Here is a 21,246-nt window from a genome sequence, read left to right on the forward strand (position 1 = left end):
AAATAAAGGCCGTCTGAAAAGGTTTTCAGACGGCCTTTTTATGGCTTCAAGCAAACGGATTTTGGGTTTAACCGAAAAAGCCCATTTTGACTTGAATGAGTTTTTCCAACTCCGGCAGAACACGGCGGCGTGAGACGAAGAAGATAATGTGGTCGCCGTCTTGCAAGATGGTTTCGGTGTGGTGTCCCATGATGACTTCGCCGGTTGCGCCGCGGACGATGGCAGCGATGTAGCAGTCGCTTGGCCATTTGATGCCGCTGATGCGGCGGCCGACGATGGCGGAAGTGTTTTTATCGCCGTGTACCACCACTTCGATGGCTTCGGCCGTACCGCGGCGCAGAGGATGGACGGCAACGATGTCGCCGCGGCGGATGTGGGCGAGGATGGAGCCGATGGTAATCAGGTGGGGGGAAACGACAATATCGATTTTGTTGCCTTCGAGCAAATCGACGTAGCTTGAGCGGTTGACGATGGTGATCACGCGTTTGGCACCAAGATTTTTCGCCAACAGGCTGGACATAATGTTGTTTTCATCGTCGTTGGTCAGCGCGCAGAAGACGTCGATTTCGTCGATGTATTCTTCGTCCAGCAGAGTTTCGTCGGTGGCAGAACCTTGCAGGACGAGGGTGTTGTCCAGATTTTCGGCCAGCCATTCGGCGCGGTGGGGTTTGTATTCGATGATTTTGATGTCGTATTTGGATTCGAGCTGCTTGGCGAGGCGGTAGCCGATGTTGCCGCCGCCGGCAATCATGATGCGGCGGGTACGCGCTTCTTTGGGGCGCAGTTCGCGCATGATGGCTTCAACGCTGTTGATGTCGGCAGCAAACAGGACTTCATCGCCTTCGATGATGACGGTTTGCGGCGTTGGGACGATCAGGCGATTGTTGCGGTAGATGGCGCAGATTTGGCAGTCCGCGCCTTCGAGCAGGTGTTGGTTGATGTCGGCAATTTCACGGCCGATCAGCAAACCGCCTTTGCGTGCTTGAACAATCACCATGCGGACTTGGTCGTTGGCAAAACTGAGTACTTGTAATGCGCTGGTGTAGCTGAGCAGGCCGACGAGTTGTTCGGTAACTAGCTGTTCGGGGCTGATGGTTTCGGTAATGCCGAAGATGTTGAGGCTGCCTTCTTCGGGTTTGTCGCTGCCGGCAACGGGATATTCGAGGTATTCGCTTGAGCGGACGCGTGCAATGCGGCTGGGGATGTTGAATAGGTCGGCGGCGATTTTGGAGGCGACAATGTTGGTTTCGTCGCTGCGGGTCAGGGCAAGCAGGAGGTCGGAGTCCGCCGCGCCTGCCTGTTCGAGGGTAAAGGGCGATGCGCCGTTGCCGACGATGGTTTGGACATCGAGGCGGCTGCTGATACGGTTGAGCGCTTTTTCGTCGATGTCGATGATGGTAACGTCGTTGCTGGGAACGGAGGCAAGGTTTTGGGCGACGGTCGAGCCGACTTGGCCGCTGCCGAGGATGAGTATTTTCACGGTAATTGAGTGTGTTCGGTAAAAATGGAATTGTAACAAAAGGCCGTCTGAAATTGGAGTTTTCAGACGGCCTGAGTTTTAAATAAGCCAGAAGGTTACCAGTAGCCCAAAACTTTCCACCACAAGATGCCGACAGTGCTGAAAATCAGAATTTCGACCACACTCATGATGAAGCCGGCTTTCCACCATTCGGTCATGGTTACATAGTTGGAGCCGTAAATGACAGGTGCAGAACCGGTGGCGTAGTGGGTCAGCGACATCATGATGCCGGTAGCGGCTGCCATAATCAGGGCAAACAGCATCGGTGGTGCACCTAAGGCCAAGCCAGCGCCGTAGAATGCGCCGAACATGGCGGTAACGTGTGCCGTGCCGCTGGCGAAAACATAGTGGGCGTAGAGATAGGCAAGCATCAACAGGGCACAACCGGCTTCCCAACCCAAACCCATGTGGGCGATACCGCTTTGCATGGAGTCGGACAACCAGCTGATGAGGCCCAGTTTGTTGAGGAAGTTTGCCATCATCACCAAGGCCGCAAACCAGACGATGGTATCCCACGCGCTTTTTTCTTTCAACGCATCTTCCCAAGTCAGTACGCCGGTCAACAGGCACAAGCTCAAGCCGAGGAAGGTGGTGGCGGTAGCGTCAACTTTCACGCCGAACAGCATCTCGGGAATACCCGCCCACAACAGCAGCAGAACCAGGAAAATACCCAGCATGATTTTTTCTTCACGCTTCATCGGCCCCATGGCAGCCAAATGCTCTTTTGCCAATGCAGTGGCGTTAGGGGTTTGTTTGATTTCAGGCGGATACAGGAAATACAACACCAGCGGCATCAGCAGCATGGCAAGCAGGCCGGGTACTACCATTGCCAAGAACCAAGTACCCCAAGAGAGTTGAATTTGTGAATTGGTGGCTTTGGCAACCAATTCGACTACCAGCGGATTGGGTGCGGTGGCAGTGATAAAAATCAGACAGGTAATTACGTTGGAGTGGAAGTTGACCAGTGAAAGGTATTTACCGATTTTGCCTTCCGTACCTTTTTCAGGGTCAGAGTCGAAGCTTAAGGCAATGGATTTCATAATCGGATGTACGATGGCACCGCCGCGCGCGGTATTACTTGGCGTTACCGGACCGATGACCAAGTCGGCCAATGCCAAGCTGTAACCTACGCCCAGCGTGCGTTTGCCGAAGAGGGAGATCAGCAGGTAGCCGATACGCATACCCAAGCCGGTTTTCAACAGGCCGCGCGAGATGATGATGGCGATACCGATCATCCAGATGAGTGAGTTGTTGAGGCTGCTCAAGGCGTCTTTGGTTGCGTCGGCGGTTTTTTCGTTGGTCACGCCGGTCAGTGCAACCAAGGTGATGCCCAAAATCGCCATTGCGCCGATAGGCATGGCTTTGCCGATGATGCCGGCAATGATGCCGACAAACAATGCCAAAAGATGCCATGCGTCAGGCGAGACGCCTTGAGGAACGGGGATAACGAACCAGATAAGCAGCGTCAGCACAAGTGCGACCGCAGCAGGAATTGGCTTGAAGCCCATGTTGAATCTCCTAATTTGAGGATTGAAGTATTGGGAAATCTGTTTTCAGACGGCCTGAGTGTTGCTAAAGCCTGTCTGAACGTATTTTGGTAGGTTCGGAAGGTATTTTTCTTATTGGGCTTCTCTTCCATCTTGGAAAGAAGAGAAAGGGATTCGGGTATCGTTTTTCAGACGGCCTTTACAGAACAGGCCGTCTGAAAACAACGCCGTTTTACTCCTGTTCTTGCGGCAGGCCGTACTCTTCGGGGAAGGTGCGCAGCGAGCTTTGCAACACGGTAACCGCGCCGTCAATCAAACCGCAACGGCCGCTTCGTGGCAACAGTTGGCACAGGCTTTGCAAGGCGCGCAGGTCGTCGGGAGTGCCGATGCCGGTGTCCACGCGGTTGAGCAGGCGGGAAAGCTGGAATGTGCCGCCTCTGCATGGCGGGCATTGACCGCATGAGTTGGAAGCGAAAAATTCTACATATTCGGCCACTTTACGCACCACGCTGGTGCCTTCGGAAATCACAATCATCGCGCCGGTACCGAGGCTGGATTTGCGTTCGCGTACGGAAACGAAGTCCAAAGGCACATCCAAATCTTTTACGGTCAAAAGCGTGTTTGACGGGCCGCCGGTAAATACGGCTTTAAACGTGCGGCCTTCGAGCATACCGCCGCCGTGATCGTAAATCAGCGATTGCAGGGTCGTACCCATCGGCAGTTCGTACAGGCCCGGGTTTAATACGTCGCCGGAGAGCGAGTAGAGTTTCGTGCCTGCGGCATCGCCCAAACCCAAAGATTTGTACCATTCCGCACCTTTGGCAAGGATTTGCGGAATATTGGCGAAGGTTTCGGTATTGTTGATAAGGGTCGGCTCACCGTTGACACCGCTTTCGGCAGGGAAAGGCGGCTTGCGGCGTGGGAAGGGGAAACCGCCTTCCAGCCATGAAATCACGGCAGTTTCTTCGCCGCCGATATAACGGCCTGAAGTTTCAACCAGTTGTAAGTCCAAAGGTTTACCCAAGTAGTTTTCAATACGGATGAACAAATCGCTGTTTTTCCATTGCTCGATGGCCGGTGTGATGGAAGCGATGGATTCGGTTTGATGAGGGTTGACGTACAGAATCGCTTTGTTTGCACGGCAGGCAACGGCGGCAATCAGGACGCCTTCGATGACTTGGTGCGGCGTATTTGCCAATAGTACGCGGTCTTTAAATGTACCCGGTTCGTCTTCGTTGGCATTGCAGACAACGTATTTATCGCCATTTTTGCTTTGGGCGGCAACGGCGGCCTCCCATTTGCGCCAAGTCGGGAAACCTGCACCGCCCATGCCGCAAAGATTGGCATCTTGCAGTTTGGAAACAATGCTTTGAGGATCGGCAAGCGCCGCAAGCAGGCCTTCGCCGCCGCCGACTTTGCGCCAAGCGGCTAAATCTGCGCCGACTTGGTGGGAAGGATGCAGTAAGTTTTGATTGGCTTGATTCATGATTGTTGCTCCTGCAAACCGGCGTGTTCACGCAAATCGAATTTGCCGTAGTCGGGATATAAAACGGGGGCTTTGATGTCGCTGGTCAGACCGGCGCGGGTCATTTCGCGTTGCAGGTCGTGGACGTGTCCGACACCGCCGCGTACTTTTTTCAGAGGCAGGCCGCAACCGGCGGCGGCTTTACCCGCGCGGCGGCCGAAGCTGATGATGTCCAAAAGCGCATTGCCCATCAGGCGGTTGCGGCCGTGAATACCGCCGGTTACTTCGCCGGCGCAATAGAGACCTTCAACGCAGGTTGCGCCATCGCCGTTGATTTCGATACCGCCGTTTTGATAGTGCAGGGTCGGATGAATCATGACCGGCTCAACGGCAGGGTCGATGCCGCATTTATGGGCAACGTGGCCGAGTGTTACCAAACGGTTTAATACGTCAGGGTCGTTAGCAATCAGGCGCGGGGTGTCGAGGAACACGCCGACTTGACCGTCTCGTACCACGCCGCGGCCTTCGCGGCATTCACGCAGAATCGCAGCGGCAACAACGTCGCGCGGTTGCAATTCGTCAACGAAACGTTCGCCCAAACCGTTGACCAGCTTGGTGCCTGCAGAGCGCACTGCTTCGGAAATCAGCGCGCCTGCCAAGTGTGGAGGGTGGGCGACGCCGGTTGGGTGGTATTGGAAAGAATCGACATCGCGCAGTTTGGCGCCGATACGGTAAGCCATTACCAGGCCGTCTGCAGTCGCGCCATAGTGGTTGGAAGTGGCGAAACCTTGCAAATGCAGGCGTCCGCTGCCGCCGGTTGCCAATACCACGGCTTTGGCGTGAACCAATACCAAAGAGCGTTTTTCCAAATCGTACAAAATCGCGCCGACGCAGCGGCCGTGTTCGTCTGATAATAATTCGATGGCGGGGTGGCGGTTGAGCTGGGTAATGTTTTCGTCGAGTTCGACCGCTTCGCGCAGCACGCGCATCATTTCGAGGCCGGTAAAGTCGCGGTAGCTCAAAATGCGCGGCACGGTCGTACCGCCTGCGCGTTTGCGGCTCAACATGCCGTTGCTGTCCGCGCCTTTGGCAAGGTCGAAAGTCATGCCCAAACCGATCAGCCAGCGGATGGCGGACGGCGCGTCGGTAACCATTTGCGCCACCAATTCTTTTTTGCCTGCGTTGTGGCCGCCTTTGATGGTATCGTCAAAGTGTTGTTGCAGGCTGTCTTCCGCGCCGACCGCAGCTTGAATGCCGCCTTCGGCCATTACGGTATTGCTGTCGCCGATACGCAGTTTGTTCGCCATGATGACGCGCGCGCCTGCTTCGGTTGCAGACAACGCTGCTGCCGCACCCGCACCGCCGCCGCCAATTACCAATACGTCAGTATTCAAGTGTTCAGCGCCTGACAAATCATAGTCATCAATCAGAGGCTGACTGATTAAGAGTTTGGCTAAATCAGGATGGCAGTAATCGCCTTGGTTTGGGCCGATAGGCAGTTTCACACGCGCATTTGCCTGATAGTCAGGGTGAAATTGGCTCAGTAATTCGTTCTTTTCAGGTAAATCGCCACGAAGCTCCAATGAGGATGCACGCAGATTGGCAAGGGCGGTTTCGTAGTCTATGCCTTGGATTTTGTTAGCCATCACAGTGCCTCCTCTTCAAATTCGACTTTCATTTTGCCACTGTCGATTTCGCGCAGGCGGCGCATCAAATCCACAGGGCGCAACGTACGCGCCGCTTTCATACGGCGAGCGAACAGGCCTAAGTGGTTCGGACGGATGTGTTCGGGGCAGGAGAGGGTGCAGAGGTTGCACATCACGCATTGGTCGAAGGTCAGCGCAGCCGCGCCGAAATCGCCGGAAACTACTTGAGCTACACCGTTTTCCACTTGCAAACCTTTAGGACAGGCTCGGTTACAGCCGCCGCAATGACGGCAGTTTTGTGCTTCAGGGAAAGCTTTGGCGGTATCGTCCAGCCAGTTCCAGCCATCACCAATTTCGCTGACGTCGTAATATTGGATGTGCTCCGGAATAAAGTAGTCCAAAAAGCTGACTTGCATGCCTTCTTCGACTTTGGTCTCGCATGCCAGTGCAGTGGTTACTTCGCGCTCGCCTTCTTTACGAATCATGCAGCGGCAGGAACCGCATACGCCTTGACCCATACAGCCGACATTGGCAGTAATCGCATTGCCTGAACGGGCATAGGCTTGGATGATTGACGAGTCGGCGGAAGCTTTGACTTCATGGCCGTCTATGGTCAGGGTTAACAAATTTTCACTCATGGTTTGTTCCTGTGAAATTGGAAGTTGGAATAGTGGGTAATTTGATTAATTGTATTTTTATTACATTTATTGCGTATGAGGAAAATATCCAAGTGATTTACTCGGAAATTCTTTTAAAATCAATGTTTATCTTTATGAGTCGAAGTGTATCAGAATTTAGTGGTTTTGATGATAGGGGTAACCTAAGGTTTTATAGAAGGAGGATTGCAAACAAAATATGCCTATTATTTAGACAAATTTATTACAACAACTTGATTTTAAAAGTAAAATAAAATTACTTTTTTATTATAAATTTTAAAATATTCGTATATTTACTAGTAAAAATCATTATTATATGTTAGACAATTTTACATAGATTGTTGTATATATTGAATAATATTCTTATAGGTAAGTAAGTGAAAAGATTGTTATAAAATTTCAGAAAATTAAATGAGTTTGATATCAGTCAAGAAGATTGAGGGAGAAAATGACACAGATTTTACAATTGTGTATCGTATTGGAAAATAAGAAAGGCCGTCTGAAATTTAGGTAGTTTCCTTTTAAATACAAGCTACTAAATTTCTTTCTCAGATACTTAAAGCAAACATTTTCAGACGGACTTGTAATTAGAATATCATTTAAAAATAATGTAATTTTATTTCTGTGTAAGTGAATGGTCAGTGGATATATATTATCAATAACCAAGTGATTTAATGCGATATTAAATTCTATTTAAATCAATAAGGTATGAAAATGATATTGTCTGAATTATTCATTTGAAAGCACTATTACACTATTGAAGGCCGTCTGAAAAAATCGGTCTCTTAAAAAATAAACAAACCCTTCCTACCATGACTCCCGAAAAGGAACACAATCATGACCGTCATCAAGCAAGAAGACTTTATCCAAAGTATTTTCGATGCTTTCCAATTCATCAGCTACTACCATCCTAAAGACTACATTCAGGCTTTGTATAAGGCTTATCAAAAAGAAGAAAACCCTGCCGCCAAAGATGCGATGGCGCAGATTTTGGTCAATAGCCGTATGTGTGCTGAAGGCCATCGTCCGATTTGTCAGGATACCGGTATTGCGACCGTATTCTTGAAAGTGGGCATGGATGTACAGTGGGATGCCGAGATGAGCGTACAGGAAATGGTTAACGAAGGCGTACGCCGTGCATACACCTATCCTGACAACAAACTGCGCGCCTCTGTATTGGCCGATCCGGCTGGTAAACGTCAAAATACCAAAGACAACACCCCTGCCGTTGTACATATGGAAATCGTAAAAGGCGACAAAGTCGAAGTCACTTGCGCAGCCAAAGGCGGCGGTTCTGAAAACAAAACCAAAGTTGCCATGCTCAACCCTTCAGACAATATCGTTGATTGGGTATTGAAAACCGTTCCTCAAATGGGTGCCGGCTGGTGTCCTCCGGGCATTTTGGGTATCGGCATCGGCGGTACGCCTGAAAAAGCAGTGTTGATGGCCAAAGAAAGCCTGATGAGCCACATCGATATTCAGGAGCTTAAAGAAAAAGCTGATTCCGGTGCAGAATTATCTACAACCGAAGCCCTGCGCTTGGAACTCTACAAAAAAGTAAATGCCTTGGGCATCGGCGCACAAGGTTTGGGCGGTTTGAGCACCGTGCTGGATGTCAAAATCCTTGACTACCCAACCCACGCGGCTTCTAAACCGATTGCCATGATTCCAAACTGCGCAGCTACCCGCCACATCGAATTTGAATTGGACGGCTCAGGCCCGGCCAAACTGGAAGCCCCATCTTTGGAAGACTGGCCGGATCTGACTTACAGCCCGGACAACGGCAAACGTGTCGATGTCAACAATCTGACCAAAGAAGAAGTGGCCACATGGAAAACCGGCGACGTATTGTTGCTGAACGGTAAAATTCTGACCGGCCGTGATGCCGCGCACAAACGTTTGGTTGACATGCTCAACAAAGGCGAAGAATTGCCGGTAGATTTCACCAACAAACTGATTTACTACGTTGGCCCGGTTGATCCAGTCCGTGACGAAGTTGTTGGCCCGGCCGGTCCGACTACTTCCACCCGTATGGATAAATTTACCCGTCAAATGCTGGAACAAACCGGCCTCTTGGGTATGATCGGTAAATCCGAACGCGGCGCAGCAACTTGCCAAGCCATTGCCGATAACAAAGCCGTTTACCTGATGGCTGTCGGCGGCGCGGCATATCTGGTTGCCAAAGCCATTAAAGCATCTAAAGTCTTGGCGTTCCCAGAATTGGGTATGGAAGCGATTTACGAATTTGAAGTCAAAGACATGCCTGTGACCGTTGCGGTGGATAGCAACGGCGAATCGGTTCACGCTATTGCACCAAAACAATGGCAGGCAAAAATCGGTATTATTCCGGTTGAAGCTTGATATTTGACTGAATAATCAAAGGCCGTCTGAACGATTTCAGACGGCCTTTTTTTACTTACAAATAATTCAAATGTTTTCAAACGAGTAAATTTCCCTTTCTAAAAAGCACTTGTCAAAATCAGCGTTTGAAACTAGAATTCACAGCTTATCGAGTCGGAGTGTGGCGCAGTCTGGTAGCGCACTTGCATGGGGTGCAAGGGGTCGAAGGTTCGAATCCTTTCACTCCGACCAAAGAATTGGAAAGAGCCGTTTTAAAAACGGCTCTTTTTTCGTTTGGATGATTTATCTGAATAATGTGTCCAAATAGATTTTAAAACTTAATACCAATGCCGTCTGAAACAAAACCTGCTTAAAAAGCAGGTTTTGTTGTTTTCAAAGCAGAACTATTCGGCACTATCTTTCAGCGTGTCTTTATAGGTATAAAGATAAGACGCGCCGACAAAGGATGCGCCACCGACGACATTGCCTAGGAATACGGGAATCATATTAAAGAAAAACTGGCCCCATGTGATGTTTGCGCCTGCCAGAATACCTGCGGGGATAACGAACATATTAGCGACAAGGTGTTGGAAGCCGTTTAATACGAAAATCATGACGGGGAACCAAATGGCCAGCATTCGTCCGGTTGTGTTTTTAGCGGCAAAGTGCAACCACGCGCCCATGCAGACCATCCAGTTACATGCTACTGCTGATACAAAAGCACGGCCGAAATCCATATGGACTTTTGCTTCTGCCACGGCAATGGTCTTTTCTGCCACGCTGCCTTCAATCATACCGACATAGTATCCGAGGAAAAAAGCCATCGCCAGCGTGCCCACCAAATTGCCCATGCAGACGATAACCCAGTTGCGCAGCAGCATTTTGGAGGAAATCCGTCCGGCCAATCTGCCTAAAGACATGATCATCATGTTGCTGGTTACCAGCTCGCCGCCGCCAAGTAGGATACAAATCAAGGCGATTGGGAACACGGCTGCGCCGAGTAAAGTGGCAAAACCGCCCCATTCGTGCGGAATGCCGCTGACTACTTTTAAATAGGCAAGATATCCGAAACCAATGTATCCGCCGACCAAAACGCTCAAGATTGCCAGTGTGGGAATGCTAGATTGTGCTTTGGCGCAGCTTTTGTCGAGAACAACCTGTAAAATTTCCTGTGGATATAAATCGCGCGAAGCCATGATGTTCCTTAAAGTAGGTTGAGGAGGGAACGCCGTTTTAAAAGTGGCGCAAACTGTCGCGGTAGGGAAGTGTTATAGGAAGCCGGTGTACGGTCTTTGTTTTATCAATCAGCCTGAATTAAACCTAAAAAACAGATACTTCGCCTTGCTTTAGCTCAAAAGAAATATTATTACATTTTGCTTCTGTATTAAAAAAGCCGTCTGAACATTGAGGTTTCAGACGGCCTTGTTTTGATTTTTAAACTTACAAATGTGCCAGCTTTGCATTGCCTTCGCGAGGAATAGGGCGCGGATTGCCTTGTGCATCGATGGCAACGTAAGTGAACACGGCTTCGGTGACCAGTTGGCGGTCTTCCGTTACCATATCGTTCATCAAAGTCTTCACCCACACTTCGATTTTCAGTTGCAAAGAAGTATTGCCTACGCGGACGCAATGACCGTAGCAGCACACGACGTTGCCGACCTTTACCGGTCTGATGAAATTCATTTCTTGAACAGCCACGGTTACAATTCGTCCCTGTGCGATTTCTGCCGCCAAAATACCGCCGCCCAGATCCATTTGCGACATAATCCAGCCGCCGAAGATATCCTGATTAGGATTGGTATCGCGCGGCATGGCGACCGTACGCAATAAAAGTTGCCCTTCGGGTGCAGCATGTGTTTGTTTGTTGTCAGCCATAAATAATCCTGTCAAAAGAGTGCTATTTTACGCTATTTGTAGCGATAAACCTATGTAGGCCGTCTGAAAAATCAGAAGGCAAAGTGTTACAATCAACATATTCATCAGACAAAGGAGAAAGCTCATGCATCCGATTCAAGAACCACGAAATAGCGGCCTTTTGCGCGTATCCGACATTCACGAAATCTACTGGGAAGAATCAGGCAATCCTGATGGACACCCCGTGATTTTCCTGCATGGCGGCCCCGGAGCAGGCGCATCACCGGCCTGTCGCGGCTTTTTTAATCCAGATCATTTCCGCATCGTCATCATTGACCAACGCGGTTGCGGACGTTCCAAACCCTATGCCTGTATTGAAGACAATACCACTTGGGACTTGGTTGCCGATATTGAAAAAGTACGTGAAATGCTCGGTATTCAAAAATGGCTGGTTTTCGGTGGCTCATGGGGCAGCACCTTGTCGCTGACTTATGCCGAAACCCATCCTGATCGCGTCAGCGGCTTAGTTTTGCGCGGTATTTTCCTGTGCAGGCCGTCTGAAATGGCATGGCTGAATGAAGCAGGCGGCGTCAGCCAAATTTATCCGGCTCAATGGCAAAAATTCATTGCCCCCGTAGCCGAAAACAAACGCCAAGCCCTAATCCAAGCCTACCATGAAATGCTGTTCAGCGACGATGAAGCCACGCGCCTCAAAGCAGCCAAATCATGGGCAGATTGGGAAAGCTACCTTATTCAGTTTGAACCCAAAGACGTGGATGAAGACCCGCAAGCCTCCCTTGCCATCGCAAGAATGGAAAACCATTATTTCGTGAACGAAGGCTGGTTGCAGGGCAATAAAGCCATCTTGGCAAACATCGATAAAATCCGCCATATTCCGACCATCATCGTCCAAGGCCGCTACGACCTATGCACCCCAATGCAAAGCGCGTGGGAACTCTCGCAAGCCTTCCCTGAAGCAGAATTGAGAATTGTCCAAGCAGGCCACTCTTCTTTTGATCCCTCGCTTTCTGAAGCATTAGTGAAAGCAGTAGAGGATATTAGAAGCAAGTTATAAAGGTTAATAAATAACAATGCCGTCTGAAAAAGTTTCAGACGGCATTTTTTCTATTTACATATTAAATTTAATATCATATTATCATTGCATGATATCAGTTTGAATTTTTTTAGAATTTCAATATGAAACCCCTAATTTACTACGCCCATTCTGCCCAAGACAAACTCGGCAATCTCTTGTCTTACGAACATTGGCAAACCTTGCAAAGTCATTTGGTAAATGTGGGCGAAATGGCGGCGGAGTTTGCGCGAGTATTCGGGGCGCAGGAACAGGCCTGCCAGACGGGACAGCTTCATGACTTAGGGAAATATTCGGAAGCCTTTAATTATCGATTGCATGGCGATCCTTCAGGTGATCATGCCACCGCCGGAGCGAAAATTGCAAAAATGCTTGCTTTAGAGTGGAGGTCAAAGTATAACCTGTTGTTATCTCACTTAGGCTAGATAACTTTGTTAATGAATTAAAAGGCAAAAATAATGGAAACGAAACAAACCAATTCAACCATCAAATCTCGTGCGGCAGTGGCATTCGCACCAAATCAACCCTTACAAATTGTGGAAATCGACGTAGAAATGCCGCGTAAAGGCGAGGTGTTAATTCGTAACACTCACACGGGCGTGTGCCATACTGATGCGTTTACGTTATCAGGAAGCGATCCTGAAGGCGTATTCCCTGTGGTGCTTGGGCATGAAGGTGCGGGTGTGGTTGTTGCTGTTGGCGAAGGTGTGTCAAGCGTAAAACCAGGTGATCACGTCATTCCTCTTTATACCGCTGAATGTGGCGAATGTGAGTTTTGTCGTTCAGGTAAAACCAACTTATGCGTCTCAGTGCGTGATACACAAGGCAAAGGTTTAATGCCGGACGGTACGACGCGTTTTTCTTATCAAGGTCAGCCAATCTATCACTATATGGGCTGTTCGACCTTCAGCGAATACTCTGTTGTTGCAGAAGTTTCACTGGCAAAAATCAACCCTGAAGCAAACCACGAACAAGTATGTCTGCTCGGCTGCGGTGTTACCACAGGTATTGGTGCGGTACATAACACAGCAAAAGTGCAAGAAGGCGACTCTGTGGCAGTGTTTGGCTTGGGCGCGATTGGTTTGGCGGTGGTACAAGGTGCGCGTCAAGCCAAAGCCGGTCGCATTATCGCCATTGATACCAATCCTTCAAAATTCGAGTTGGCAAAACATTTTGGTGCAACTGACTGTTTGAACCCGAACGATTACGATAAACCGATCAAAGATGTGTTGTTAGACATCAATAAATGGGGCATTGACCATACCTTTGAATGTATCGGCAACGTAAACGTAATGCGCCAGGCATTAGAAAGCGCACACCGTGGTTGGGGACAATCCATTATTATCGGCGTAGCGGGTGCAGGACAAGAGATTTCAACTCGTCCGTTCCAGTTGGTAACCGGCCGTGTTTGGAAAGGCACGGCATTTGGTGGCGTGAAAGGTCGCTCTGAACTGCCGAAAATGGTGGAGGATTCAATGAAAGGCGACATCCAGTTGGAACCATTTGTGACTCACACAATGACACTTGATCAAATCAATGAAGCCTTTGAGTTAATGCACGAAGGTAAATCGATCCGCGCTGTTATTCATTACTAAGGTACGCGATGAAACTGATTGAACAACATCAAATTTTTGGTGGTTTGCAGCAAGTTTGGGCACACTATGCCCAAACACTTCAATGCGAAATGAAATTTGCCGTCTATTTGCCGGATAATCAGGAAAATCGACCGCTTGGTGTGATTTATTGGCTTTCCGGCTTAACGTGTACTGAACAAAATTTCATTACCAAATCAGGCTTTCAGCGTTATGCGGCAGAACATCAAGTGATTGTGGTTGCGCCTGATACCAGCCCTCGCGGAGAGCAAGTGTCGAACGATGCTGCTTATGATTTAGGGCAAGGTGCAGGCTTTTATCTTAATGCGACCGAACAGCCTTGGGCGACAAATTATCAAATGTATGATTATATTTTGAATGAGTTGCCTAGTCTGATTGAGGAAAAATTTCCTACCAACGGCAAACGTTCCATTATGGGACATTCAATGGGCGGGCACGGCGCATTGGTATTAGCATTGCGAAACCGGGAACGTTATCAAAGTGTTTCTGCCTTTTCGCCCATTTTGTCGCCAAGCCTTGTGCCTTGGGGAGAAAAAGCCTTTTCTGCCTATTTAGGAAAAGATTGCGAAAAATGGCAGCAATATGATGCCAGCTCGCTCATCCAACAAGGCTATAAAGTGCAAGGTATGCGCATTGATCAGGGCTTGGAAGATGAGTTTTTGCCAACACAATTGCGTACTGAAGATTTTATCGAAACCTGTCGTGAGGCAAATCAACCGGCCGATGTGCGCTTCCACAAAGGCTATGATCATAGCTATTACTTCATTGCCAGTTTTATTGGTGAGCATATTGCCTATCATACGGCATTTTTGAAGTAAACCAAAGAAGTGATTCGTGAATCGATCAAATGTTGGAATGAACATTAATTTTTATGTTAACGAAAATAAAAGGCATCAATCTGATGCCTTTTATTTTTATAAATAATAATAAAAGTACTATTAAAATGAGCTTCTTTCTAGAATCAGCATAAGGAGGACTTTGCAAAACCTACTTGCTCACTCTGCTTAAATATCTCCCCATTCCAATCCGAATCGCTGTAAATATTTCCTCAATCGGTCGCTGTCATTGACTTTTGCTCTTTCTGTTCGGGAGACGTTGAACAATGCACGGCCGGCGGTGGCCATGTTGGGATGTTTGCGGCATTCGTCGATAACGTGTTGCAGTTGTAGTTTGTCGAATAAATCCAATGTCTCCCAATCGACTTTATTGGGATAGTCTTGTGCTTTTTCAGACGGCCTTTTATGTAGGAGGCCGTCTGAAAAGGGTTCTTCCGACCATAGCCATTTGAGGCGTTCGATTTCGGCTTGGACTTGTTCTACCTGTATCCTGCCTTGCGGCGCGAGTGTGGCCAGGCGCATGATGCTGGCGGCGAGGTCGCGGAAGTTGCCGCGCCACGGTGCTTGGTTGGAGTGGGCAAAGTCGAGGTAGGCGGCCAGGGCTTCTTTGTTGAAGCGGGTGGTTCGGCCGAGTTCTTGCGAGGCTAGGGCGAGCTGGTGTTCGACGTTGGGCTCGATGTCTTCGCGACGGTTGGCGAGTGCAGGTAGTGGGTAATTCCAGATATTAATGCGGGCGAACAGGTCTTCGCGGAAGCGTCCGGCGCGGATTTCGTGGCGTAGGTCGCGATTGGTGCCGGCGATGAGTTGGAAGTCGCTTTTGACTTCGCTGTCGCTGCCGACGGGATAAAAGTGTTTCTCTTCAATGGCTTTGAGTAACATGGCTTGCTCGTCTAAGCCCAATTCTCCGATTTCATCTAAAAACAATACGCCGCCGTCGGCAGTTTTCAGATAACCTTCACGTTTTTCTGCGGCGCCGGTAAAGGCGCCTTTTTTGTGGCCGAACAGGGCAGATGCTGCGCCGTCGCCGCGAAGGGTGGCGCAGTTTACATCGACAAATGTGCCTTTAATCAGATGGCGCGCTTTTTTCAATTCAAAAATCCTGCGTGCCAGCATGGATTTGCCTGCGCCTGTCGGGCCGGAAAGCAGAATGGGGGAAGGGGAGTTGAGCGCGACCTGTTCGATTTCGGCAATCATGCGGTTGAAGGCGGCGTTTTGGGTGGAAATGCCGCTTTTCAGGTAGCGCACTGCGTCGTCGCGTACCGCGGCAAGGCGTTCTGCCAGTACGTCGTAACGAGCCAAGTCCAAATCAATGATTTCATAACTGCCGACATTGCCGTCCTCCATACTGCGTCTTTGATTTTTGGGCGGAGCGGTTTGTAACAGTACGCCGGGGATTTGACGCGATTCCACCAATAAAAACAGGCAGATTTGGGCAACGTGTGTACCTGTCGTGATGTGGGTGAGATAGGTTTCTTCTTCTGTATCAAATGGATAGCTCGCCGCCCAATCGTGCAGCTTGGTATAAACCTCGGAGAAGTCCCACGGGTTTGCCAGCTCCATAGGCACGAGATTGACGACTGTGTGCGGCGATACCTGCTGAATATCGGCTTTTACATGATCAGCCAGTTCGCGGTATTTTTCCGCATAAAACAGCTCCATGCGGTCAAGATGAAAATCCTGACGCTGATTCATGGCGACATTCGGCCGCCACTTCTGCCAACGCCCTTGACCGAAACCTTTATCCAGCACTGTACCGAGAAAACTAACGGCAACTTGTTTTTTGGGATTGGTATTCATGTTTCAGACGGCCTTTAAATTATTTTTTCCAGGACAAACGCGCCGTAATCATCGCCTAACGGCAGCTCGAAATCCGTATGCAGGATTTGGCGTTTTACTTGTACAGTTTCGTCAGTTTTCGGATTAAAGCCTTCTTTTAAGGCCGTCTGAAAATACACACCGAGGCCACGTTTCTGCCACGCAGGCAGTTCGTTAAAATTGATATTGTTTTCAAATAACAAATCGTGCTTTTGCACGCGTGTCAGGTCGCTGACGGCATCTGTAGCGCGGGACGCGCTTTCTCCTTTCTTGCGCAACATCCAATAGCAGTGGGCGTTGAGCGCGTTGCGGTATGAGTCTTCGTGCCGCCAACGGAAATAATCGACCACCAGTTTTTCGTTCAGCAAAACGCAAACCCGTGCATCAAAAGCAGCAAGTTGCCCGTGCGCCATGGAAAAGGCGGCACTGGCTTCACCAGCCAATACAGAAATGATTTTGCGCGTTTTGCGTTTGAACGTATCGTCGTCGCGGCGCAACAGCAGCGAAATTTCATCGCTTTCGGAATAGCCGTATGCTACATTGAAACCACACTGCATCAGATGGTGGACGGTGTGTGCCATCAGGTCGCGGAAACGAATGTCGAACGGGGCTTCAAACTGCCAAATTTCCTTGGTTAGTCGTGTAAAACCGCGCCCGTCTAAGCGAACAATAATAAAATTTTCCTGTGGTACGCAAAAATCATAAGCGGTTTCGTATTGTCGCAGGCGTTTGTCCAAATCATCGAATCGCATCATATATCCTTGTATATTTTATTTTCTATATAACTATCTATAAATATATTTTTTAGTATTCTACGCTTCTTGTCGATAAAAGCTACTTTAAAATATATTTTCTTTATATTCAATCGATTAAAAATTATATTTATAAAAATTTTATTCTTGGCACACTGTTGGCTATGTTGTGAATGTAACGATACAGCAGATGCTTCGGGAAATACAGTTACCGGAGAAAAATTTTCCGTAAATTTAGTTGCTGTGTGGTTACAGGGCGAATGCCAACAAGACTACATTTGGATTAACAGGTTCGAATCCTGTCGCGTCTGATAGACGTTGAACGTCTTGTTTTTTTAGTTGCCCACCCTTTTTCAATATGGCAGGCAAATGCCTAGGGAAACTACAACATGGATATCCTTATGTCGCAGGTTCGAGTCCTGTCTCTGTTATCCAAAATAGCAGAGTAGCTCAGTTGGTAGAGCCAAGGCATGTTTCCCTTAAAAACTTGTTGCGTGCCATATTACTTTTACGGCAGTAGGCGGATGCTTGAAGAGAGTACTTAACCTTTCACGTTAAAACCGTTTCTTTTCATGTTTATCCGCTACGCTGCCACTCATTCGAGGCCGTCTGAAATATTCAGGCGGGCTGATATAAAAACTGTTTTTGGTGCAAACGGCAAATGCCGGAGGAATTACAGCCTGTAAAGCTCGAGGTCGCGGGTTCGAATCCAACTATGGCAGAGTAGCTCAGTGGATAGAGCGCGTAAAAATTTCTCCACTCTTTGTTGCCCAATGTGCCACCCCTTATGGGCGAATGCCATTAGGATTACATTCCTTTCTTGCTACAAACCTGAATGATCCTAATTAAACTGGTCGCCCTACGGCAGTAGGCGGATGCCCGGAAGAGAATACATTAGCTTTCAGTTAAAAACGCTTCTCTTCATCTTTAGCCGCCACACTGCCACCCATTCAAGGCCGTCTGAAAAACAACGCTAAAACAAGTTCAGACGGCCTCAAACCAACAATATGAAAGAAAATGAAAATGGCTAATACTACCTTGTTTCAATCTATTAAAAACCGTTTTACTAAAACCGATACCCATAATGAAGCCGGCGGCATCGCCTACACGTTGACACCTAAACAACAGCTTGCCCAGCTTGCCGCTACCGGTTGTCTGAACAATACCTACTATGCCGATGCCCAAAGTCAGCTTGACCAAGTATTGAAGTTGGCAGAAAGCCTGAATGCCGAGTTTATCGCCAAAACTGCCGTATATGCCCGTCAAAAAGGTTTTATGAAAGATATGCCTGCGCTGTTGCTTGCCGTGTTGGCGCAAAAAGACGTGAACATGCTTGCCCGCGTATTCGACCAAGTAGTGGACAACGGTAAAATGTTGCGTAACTTCGCACAAATTATCCGCAGCGGCGCAGTCGGCAGAAAATCTTTCGGCAACCGTCCGAAAAAACTGATGCAGACTTGGCTTTTGACCGCCACCGAAAAACAACTGTTGAACGCCGCCGTCGGGAATTCGCCGTCGCTGGCAGACGTGGTCAAAATGGTACACCCAAAACCGCGTGAAGCATGGCGTGCCGCATGGTTTGCATGGCTGATCGGCAAACCTTACGACCGCGAAGCATTGCCGCCCATTACCCGCGCTTTTGAAGACTACAAACAAAGCCGAGAAGGCGAATTGCCCAACGTTCCTTTCCAAATGCTCACTGCTTTAGACTTGAACAGCGGCGACTGGGCGCAAATTGCCTGTAACGGTTCATGGCAGCAGGTTCGTCAAAACCTGAATACTTTCCTGCGCCACGAAGTGTTTGCTAAAAGCAAAAACATCAAAATGGTGATAGAAAAACTGCGTGACGAAACTGCCATTGCCCGCGCCCGCGTCCTGCCTTACCAATTGCTGACCGCGTATCAGGCAACATCTAATCAAATGCCGTTTGAAATCCGCGAAGCGCTGCAAGATGCGATGGAAACCGCCGTACAAAACGTACCGGCCATCCAAGGCAAAGTCGTGGTTTGTCCGGACGTTTCTGGCTCTATGCACAGCTCGGTTACCGGCTATCGCGGCAGCGCGACCAGCAAAACCCGCTGCATCGACATTGCCGCGCTCGTATCCGCCGCCATGTTGCGTACCAATCCGCAAGCCCGCGTGATACCGTTTGAACAAATCACGGTAAACGTGCAGCTCAATCCGAGCGACAGCATCATGACCAACGCCGAAAAACTCGCCAATATCGGCGGCGGCGGAACGGCATGCAGCGCACCGCTCGCCATGCTGAACCGTGAAAAAGCCGATGTGGATTTGGTCGTCATCGTATCAGACAACGAAAGTTGGGCAGATGACAGCCAAGGATGGGGTGCCACAACGAGCCTGATGAAAGAGTGGGATATTTTGAAAAGACGTTGTCCGGAAGCCAAACTCGTTTGTCTGGATATCCAGCCCTACACCAAGGCTCAAGCACGAAACCGTCACGATATCTTGAACATCGGCGGCTTCTCCGACCAAGTATTCTCCCTGATCGGTTCCTTTGCCGAACGAGGCATGGGTACAGATTTCTGGGTAGAAGAGATTGAGAAAACGCCGTTGGCAGCTGTGAACTGAAGCTAAGGCCGTCTGAAAAAGGTAGAAATATTTTTCAGACGGCCTATTTATTCAGGACACGCTGTAAAAAAGAATAAGGAAACAAAATGCAAAAATTTATCTTAATCCGCGGTCATCAAGGTTCGGGAAAATCGACGTTTGCCGAACAAAAAGCCGCCGAATTTAAAGCGCAGTATCTGGATGCGGAAGTGGTCCGTATTGAAAACGATTTGTTTATTACCGATGAATACGGTGAGTATCGTTGGTCGGGCGAAGCGGTGGATAAGGCGCAAAAACGCGGTAATACCTTGATGACTGAAACCTTGAGACTTGGACGTCAAAATCCGAATCGAAATATTCTGATCATTAATTCCAATACCAACCAAAAAGCTTCGCGTTGCCGTCATTTATTGGATCAGGCGGAGAAAAGCGGTTTTGAAACAGAAGTTTATCGACTACACAATTTCTATCCCAACCTACACGGCGTAAAAGAGCATGACGTGTTGGCGGCGTATATCAAGTTGAACCAAAACCGTGTGGCAAACGAAATCCACATCGAGGCCGTACAGCCGGCAAATGCGGAGCAGTTAGAAAAAATCGAACAGATGCAGGCTGTCGAGCATAAGCCGCTGGTGTTTGATGAGGCGCAGCAAACCTTTGTGACCGATCACTATCTGCAACACGGCAGCCGTAACTTTACTGCCAAAGCATCCAAGCGTTATCCCGAATTGCGCGTGTTGAAATACGCCCGCAGCGTGTTCTACGACAACCGCTTCGACGATGCGCTGCTGGAAATGCGCGGTTTGATTATCGACGCGCACAACCGCATCATCGTGCGCCCGTTTAAAAAAGTGTTCAATTATTCGGAACGTATCGCCAAAGGCAGCCGCTATCCGATCAGAATCAGCGACGAGCGATTGGTGGATGCGGTGGTAAAAGTAAACGGCTTCCTCGGCTGCTGCACTTTCATCTCGCTTTCAGACGACCACCCGTCCAAAGGCGCGGCGTTTGACAGAAAAGTGCTGTATTCGACCACCGGTTCGCTTGATAGCGCGTTTGCCGACATGACCGCCGCACATTGCACACAATACGAAACCCTGTTCCGCACTTATCCGAACCATACTTTTTTGTTTGAAATCACAGACGCGAAAGACGTACACATCATCCGCGAAGAATTGGGCGAAACCTTAATCGGCTGCATTGACGTAGCGACCGGCCGTCAATTTTCTGAATCGGAATTGGACGAAATCGGCAAACAATACGGCATCCGCCGCCCCGAAACGCTGAAAAACATCACGTTCGGGGAGCTGAAAGGCCGTCTGAAAAACGTGGAACACGAAGGCTTTATGGTATTTGATGCACAAAACGGCGAAATGCTGTTCAAACTCAAATCGCCGTATTACCTGATTTCCAAGTTTTTAGGACGAAGTAACGAGGGCAATATCGGACGTAAACTCGATAAACGCCATGTTGATGAAGAATTTTATCCTTTAATCGACTACATCCACGAGCATCAGGAAGCGTTCAATGCTATGCCGGAATTGGATAAAATCGCGTTTATTCAGGCGTTTTTGAAGCAGTTGTAAGGCCGTCTGAAAA

At 48.9% G+C, this 21,246-nt stretch carries 16 protein-coding genes and 1 tRNA gene; 8 read left to right on the forward strand and 9 right to left on the reverse strand.

What is annotated here, in order from left to right:
- Positions 1–67 precede the first annotated feature (67 nt).
- From trkA to HMPREF3022_RS00655, 5 genes are all read right to left on the reverse strand, one after another.
- Positions 68–1,480, reverse strand: coding sequence for a Trk system potassium transporter TrkA (gene trkA, locus HMPREF3022_RS00635; protein WP_070764967.1), 1,413 nt, complete (start codon positions 1,478–1,480; stop codon positions 68–70).
- Positions 1,481–1,575: 95 nt separating this feature from the next.
- Entirely contained in the window at positions 1,576–3,027 is a 1,452-nt protein-coding gene (locus HMPREF3022_RS00640; RefSeq protein ID WP_070764968.1) for a DASS family sodium-coupled anion symporter, read from the reverse strand.
- A 211-nt stretch (positions 3,028–3,238) separates the two neighbouring features.
- Positions 3,239–4,492 (reverse strand): complex I 51 kDa subunit family protein, encoded by a 1,254-nt coding sequence (locus HMPREF3022_RS00645; RefSeq protein ID WP_070764969.1) that lies wholly within the window; start codon positions 4,490–4,492, stop codon positions 3,239–3,241.
- Positions 4,489–6,117: an FAD-binding protein gene (locus tag HMPREF3022_RS00650; RefSeq protein WP_049332728.1), complete on the reverse strand. Its 1,629-nt coding sequence runs from the start codon at positions 6,115–6,117 to the stop codon at positions 4,489–4,491. The genes HMPREF3022_RS00645 and HMPREF3022_RS00650 overlap by 4 nt, the downstream gene beginning before the upstream one ends.
- Positions 6,117–6,755 (reverse strand): 2Fe-2S iron-sulfur cluster-binding protein, encoded by a 639-nt coding sequence (locus HMPREF3022_RS00655; protein ID WP_003746216.1) that lies wholly within the window; start codon positions 6,753–6,755, stop codon positions 6,117–6,119. The genes HMPREF3022_RS00650 and HMPREF3022_RS00655 overlap by 1 nt, the downstream gene beginning before the upstream one ends.
- A gap of 855 nt (positions 6,756–7,610) precedes the next feature.
- Here HMPREF3022_RS00655 and HMPREF3022_RS00660 point away from each other — a divergent pair.
- Together HMPREF3022_RS00660 and HMPREF3022_RS00665 are read left to right on the forward strand one after the other, a co-directional pair.
- On the forward strand, positions 7,611–9,134 hold the full coding sequence (locus tag HMPREF3022_RS00660) for a fumarate hydratase (RefSeq protein WP_003746217.1): 1,524 nt from the start codon (positions 7,611–7,613) through the stop codon (positions 9,132–9,134).
- A gap of 154 nt (positions 9,135–9,288) precedes the next feature.
- A tRNA-Pro gene (locus HMPREF3022_RS00665) sits at positions 9,289–9,365 on the forward strand.
- Between the two features lie 152 nt (positions 9,366–9,517).
- Here the strand turns inward: HMPREF3022_RS00665 and HMPREF3022_RS00670 are convergent.
- Positions 9,518–10,309, reverse strand: coding sequence for a formate/nitrite transporter family protein (locus HMPREF3022_RS00670; RefSeq protein ID WP_070764970.1), 792 nt, complete (start codon positions 10,307–10,309; stop codon positions 9,518–9,520).
- Positions 10,310–10,553: 244 nt separating this feature from the next.
- The gene (gene yciA, locus HMPREF3022_RS00675) at positions 10,554–10,988 is read right to left on the reverse strand and encodes an acyl-CoA thioester hydrolase YciA (protein ID WP_049332732.1); all 435 of its coding nucleotides are present in this window, start codon (positions 10,986–10,988) and stop codon (positions 10,554–10,556) included.
- 124 nt (positions 10,989–11,112) lie between these two features.
- On the opposite strand from yciA, the gene pip reads away from it, so the two are divergent.
- The 4 genes from pip (at position 11,113) to fghA (ending at position 14,491) form a co-directional block, all read left to right on the forward strand.
- Positions 11,113–12,042: a prolyl aminopeptidase gene (gene pip / locus HMPREF3022_RS00680; protein WP_049332733.1), complete on the forward strand. Its 930-nt coding sequence runs from the start codon at positions 11,113–11,115 to the stop codon at positions 12,040–12,042.
- Positions 12,043–12,164: 122 nt separating this feature from the next.
- The gene (locus tag HMPREF3022_RS11170) at positions 12,165–12,485 is read left to right on the forward strand and encodes a CRISPR-associated endonuclease Cas3'' (protein WP_079454252.1); all 321 of its coding nucleotides are present in this window, start codon (positions 12,165–12,167) and stop codon (positions 12,483–12,485) included.
- A 60-nt stretch (positions 12,486–12,545) separates the two neighbouring features.
- A complete protein-coding gene (locus HMPREF3022_RS00685) occupies positions 12,546–13,655 on the forward strand; it encodes an S-(hydroxymethyl)glutathione dehydrogenase/class III alcohol dehydrogenase (protein WP_204372404.1) in 1,110 nt (369 codons plus the stop codon).
- Between the two features lie 8 nt (positions 13,656–13,663).
- On the forward strand, positions 13,664–14,491 hold the full coding sequence (fghA, locus tag HMPREF3022_RS00690) for an S-formylglutathione hydrolase (protein WP_049332738.1): 828 nt from the start codon (positions 13,664–13,666) through the stop codon (positions 14,489–14,491).
- A gap of 186 nt (positions 14,492–14,677) precedes the next feature.
- Here the strand turns inward: fghA and rtcR are convergent, their stop codons facing one another.
- Together rtcR and HMPREF3022_RS00700 are read right to left on the reverse strand one after the other, a co-directional pair.
- Complete coding sequence (gene rtcR / locus HMPREF3022_RS00695; protein WP_049332740.1) at positions 14,678–16,306, reverse strand: RNA repair transcriptional activator RtcR; 1,629 nt, start codon at positions 16,304–16,306, stop codon at positions 14,678–14,680.
- A gap of 14 nt (positions 16,307–16,320) precedes the next feature.
- On the reverse strand, positions 16,321–17,076 hold the full coding sequence (locus HMPREF3022_RS00700) for a tRNA(His) guanylyltransferase Thg1 family protein (protein ID WP_049332742.1): 756 nt from the start codon (positions 17,074–17,076) through the stop codon (positions 16,321–16,323).
- Between the two features lie 1,017 nt (positions 17,077–18,093).
- Between HMPREF3022_RS00700 and HMPREF3022_RS00705 the strand changes: the two genes are divergently transcribed.
- Both HMPREF3022_RS00705 and HMPREF3022_RS00710 read left to right on the forward strand, forming a co-directional pair.
- A complete protein-coding gene (locus tag HMPREF3022_RS00705) occupies positions 18,094–19,668 on the forward strand; it encodes a TROVE domain-containing protein (RefSeq protein WP_070764971.1) in 1,575 nt (524 codons plus the stop codon).
- An 86-nt stretch (positions 19,669–19,754) separates the two neighbouring features.
- Positions 19,755–21,233, forward strand: coding sequence for an RNA ligase (locus HMPREF3022_RS00710; protein WP_070764972.1), 1,479 nt, complete (start codon positions 19,755–19,757; stop codon positions 21,231–21,233).
- Positions 21,234–21,246 lie beyond the last annotated feature (13 nt).

The organism is Neisseria sp. HMSC065C04, from assembly GCF_001815375.1.
Taxonomy (GTDB): Bacteria; Pseudomonadota; Gammaproteobacteria; order Burkholderiales; family Neisseriaceae; genus Neisseria; species Neisseria flavescens_D.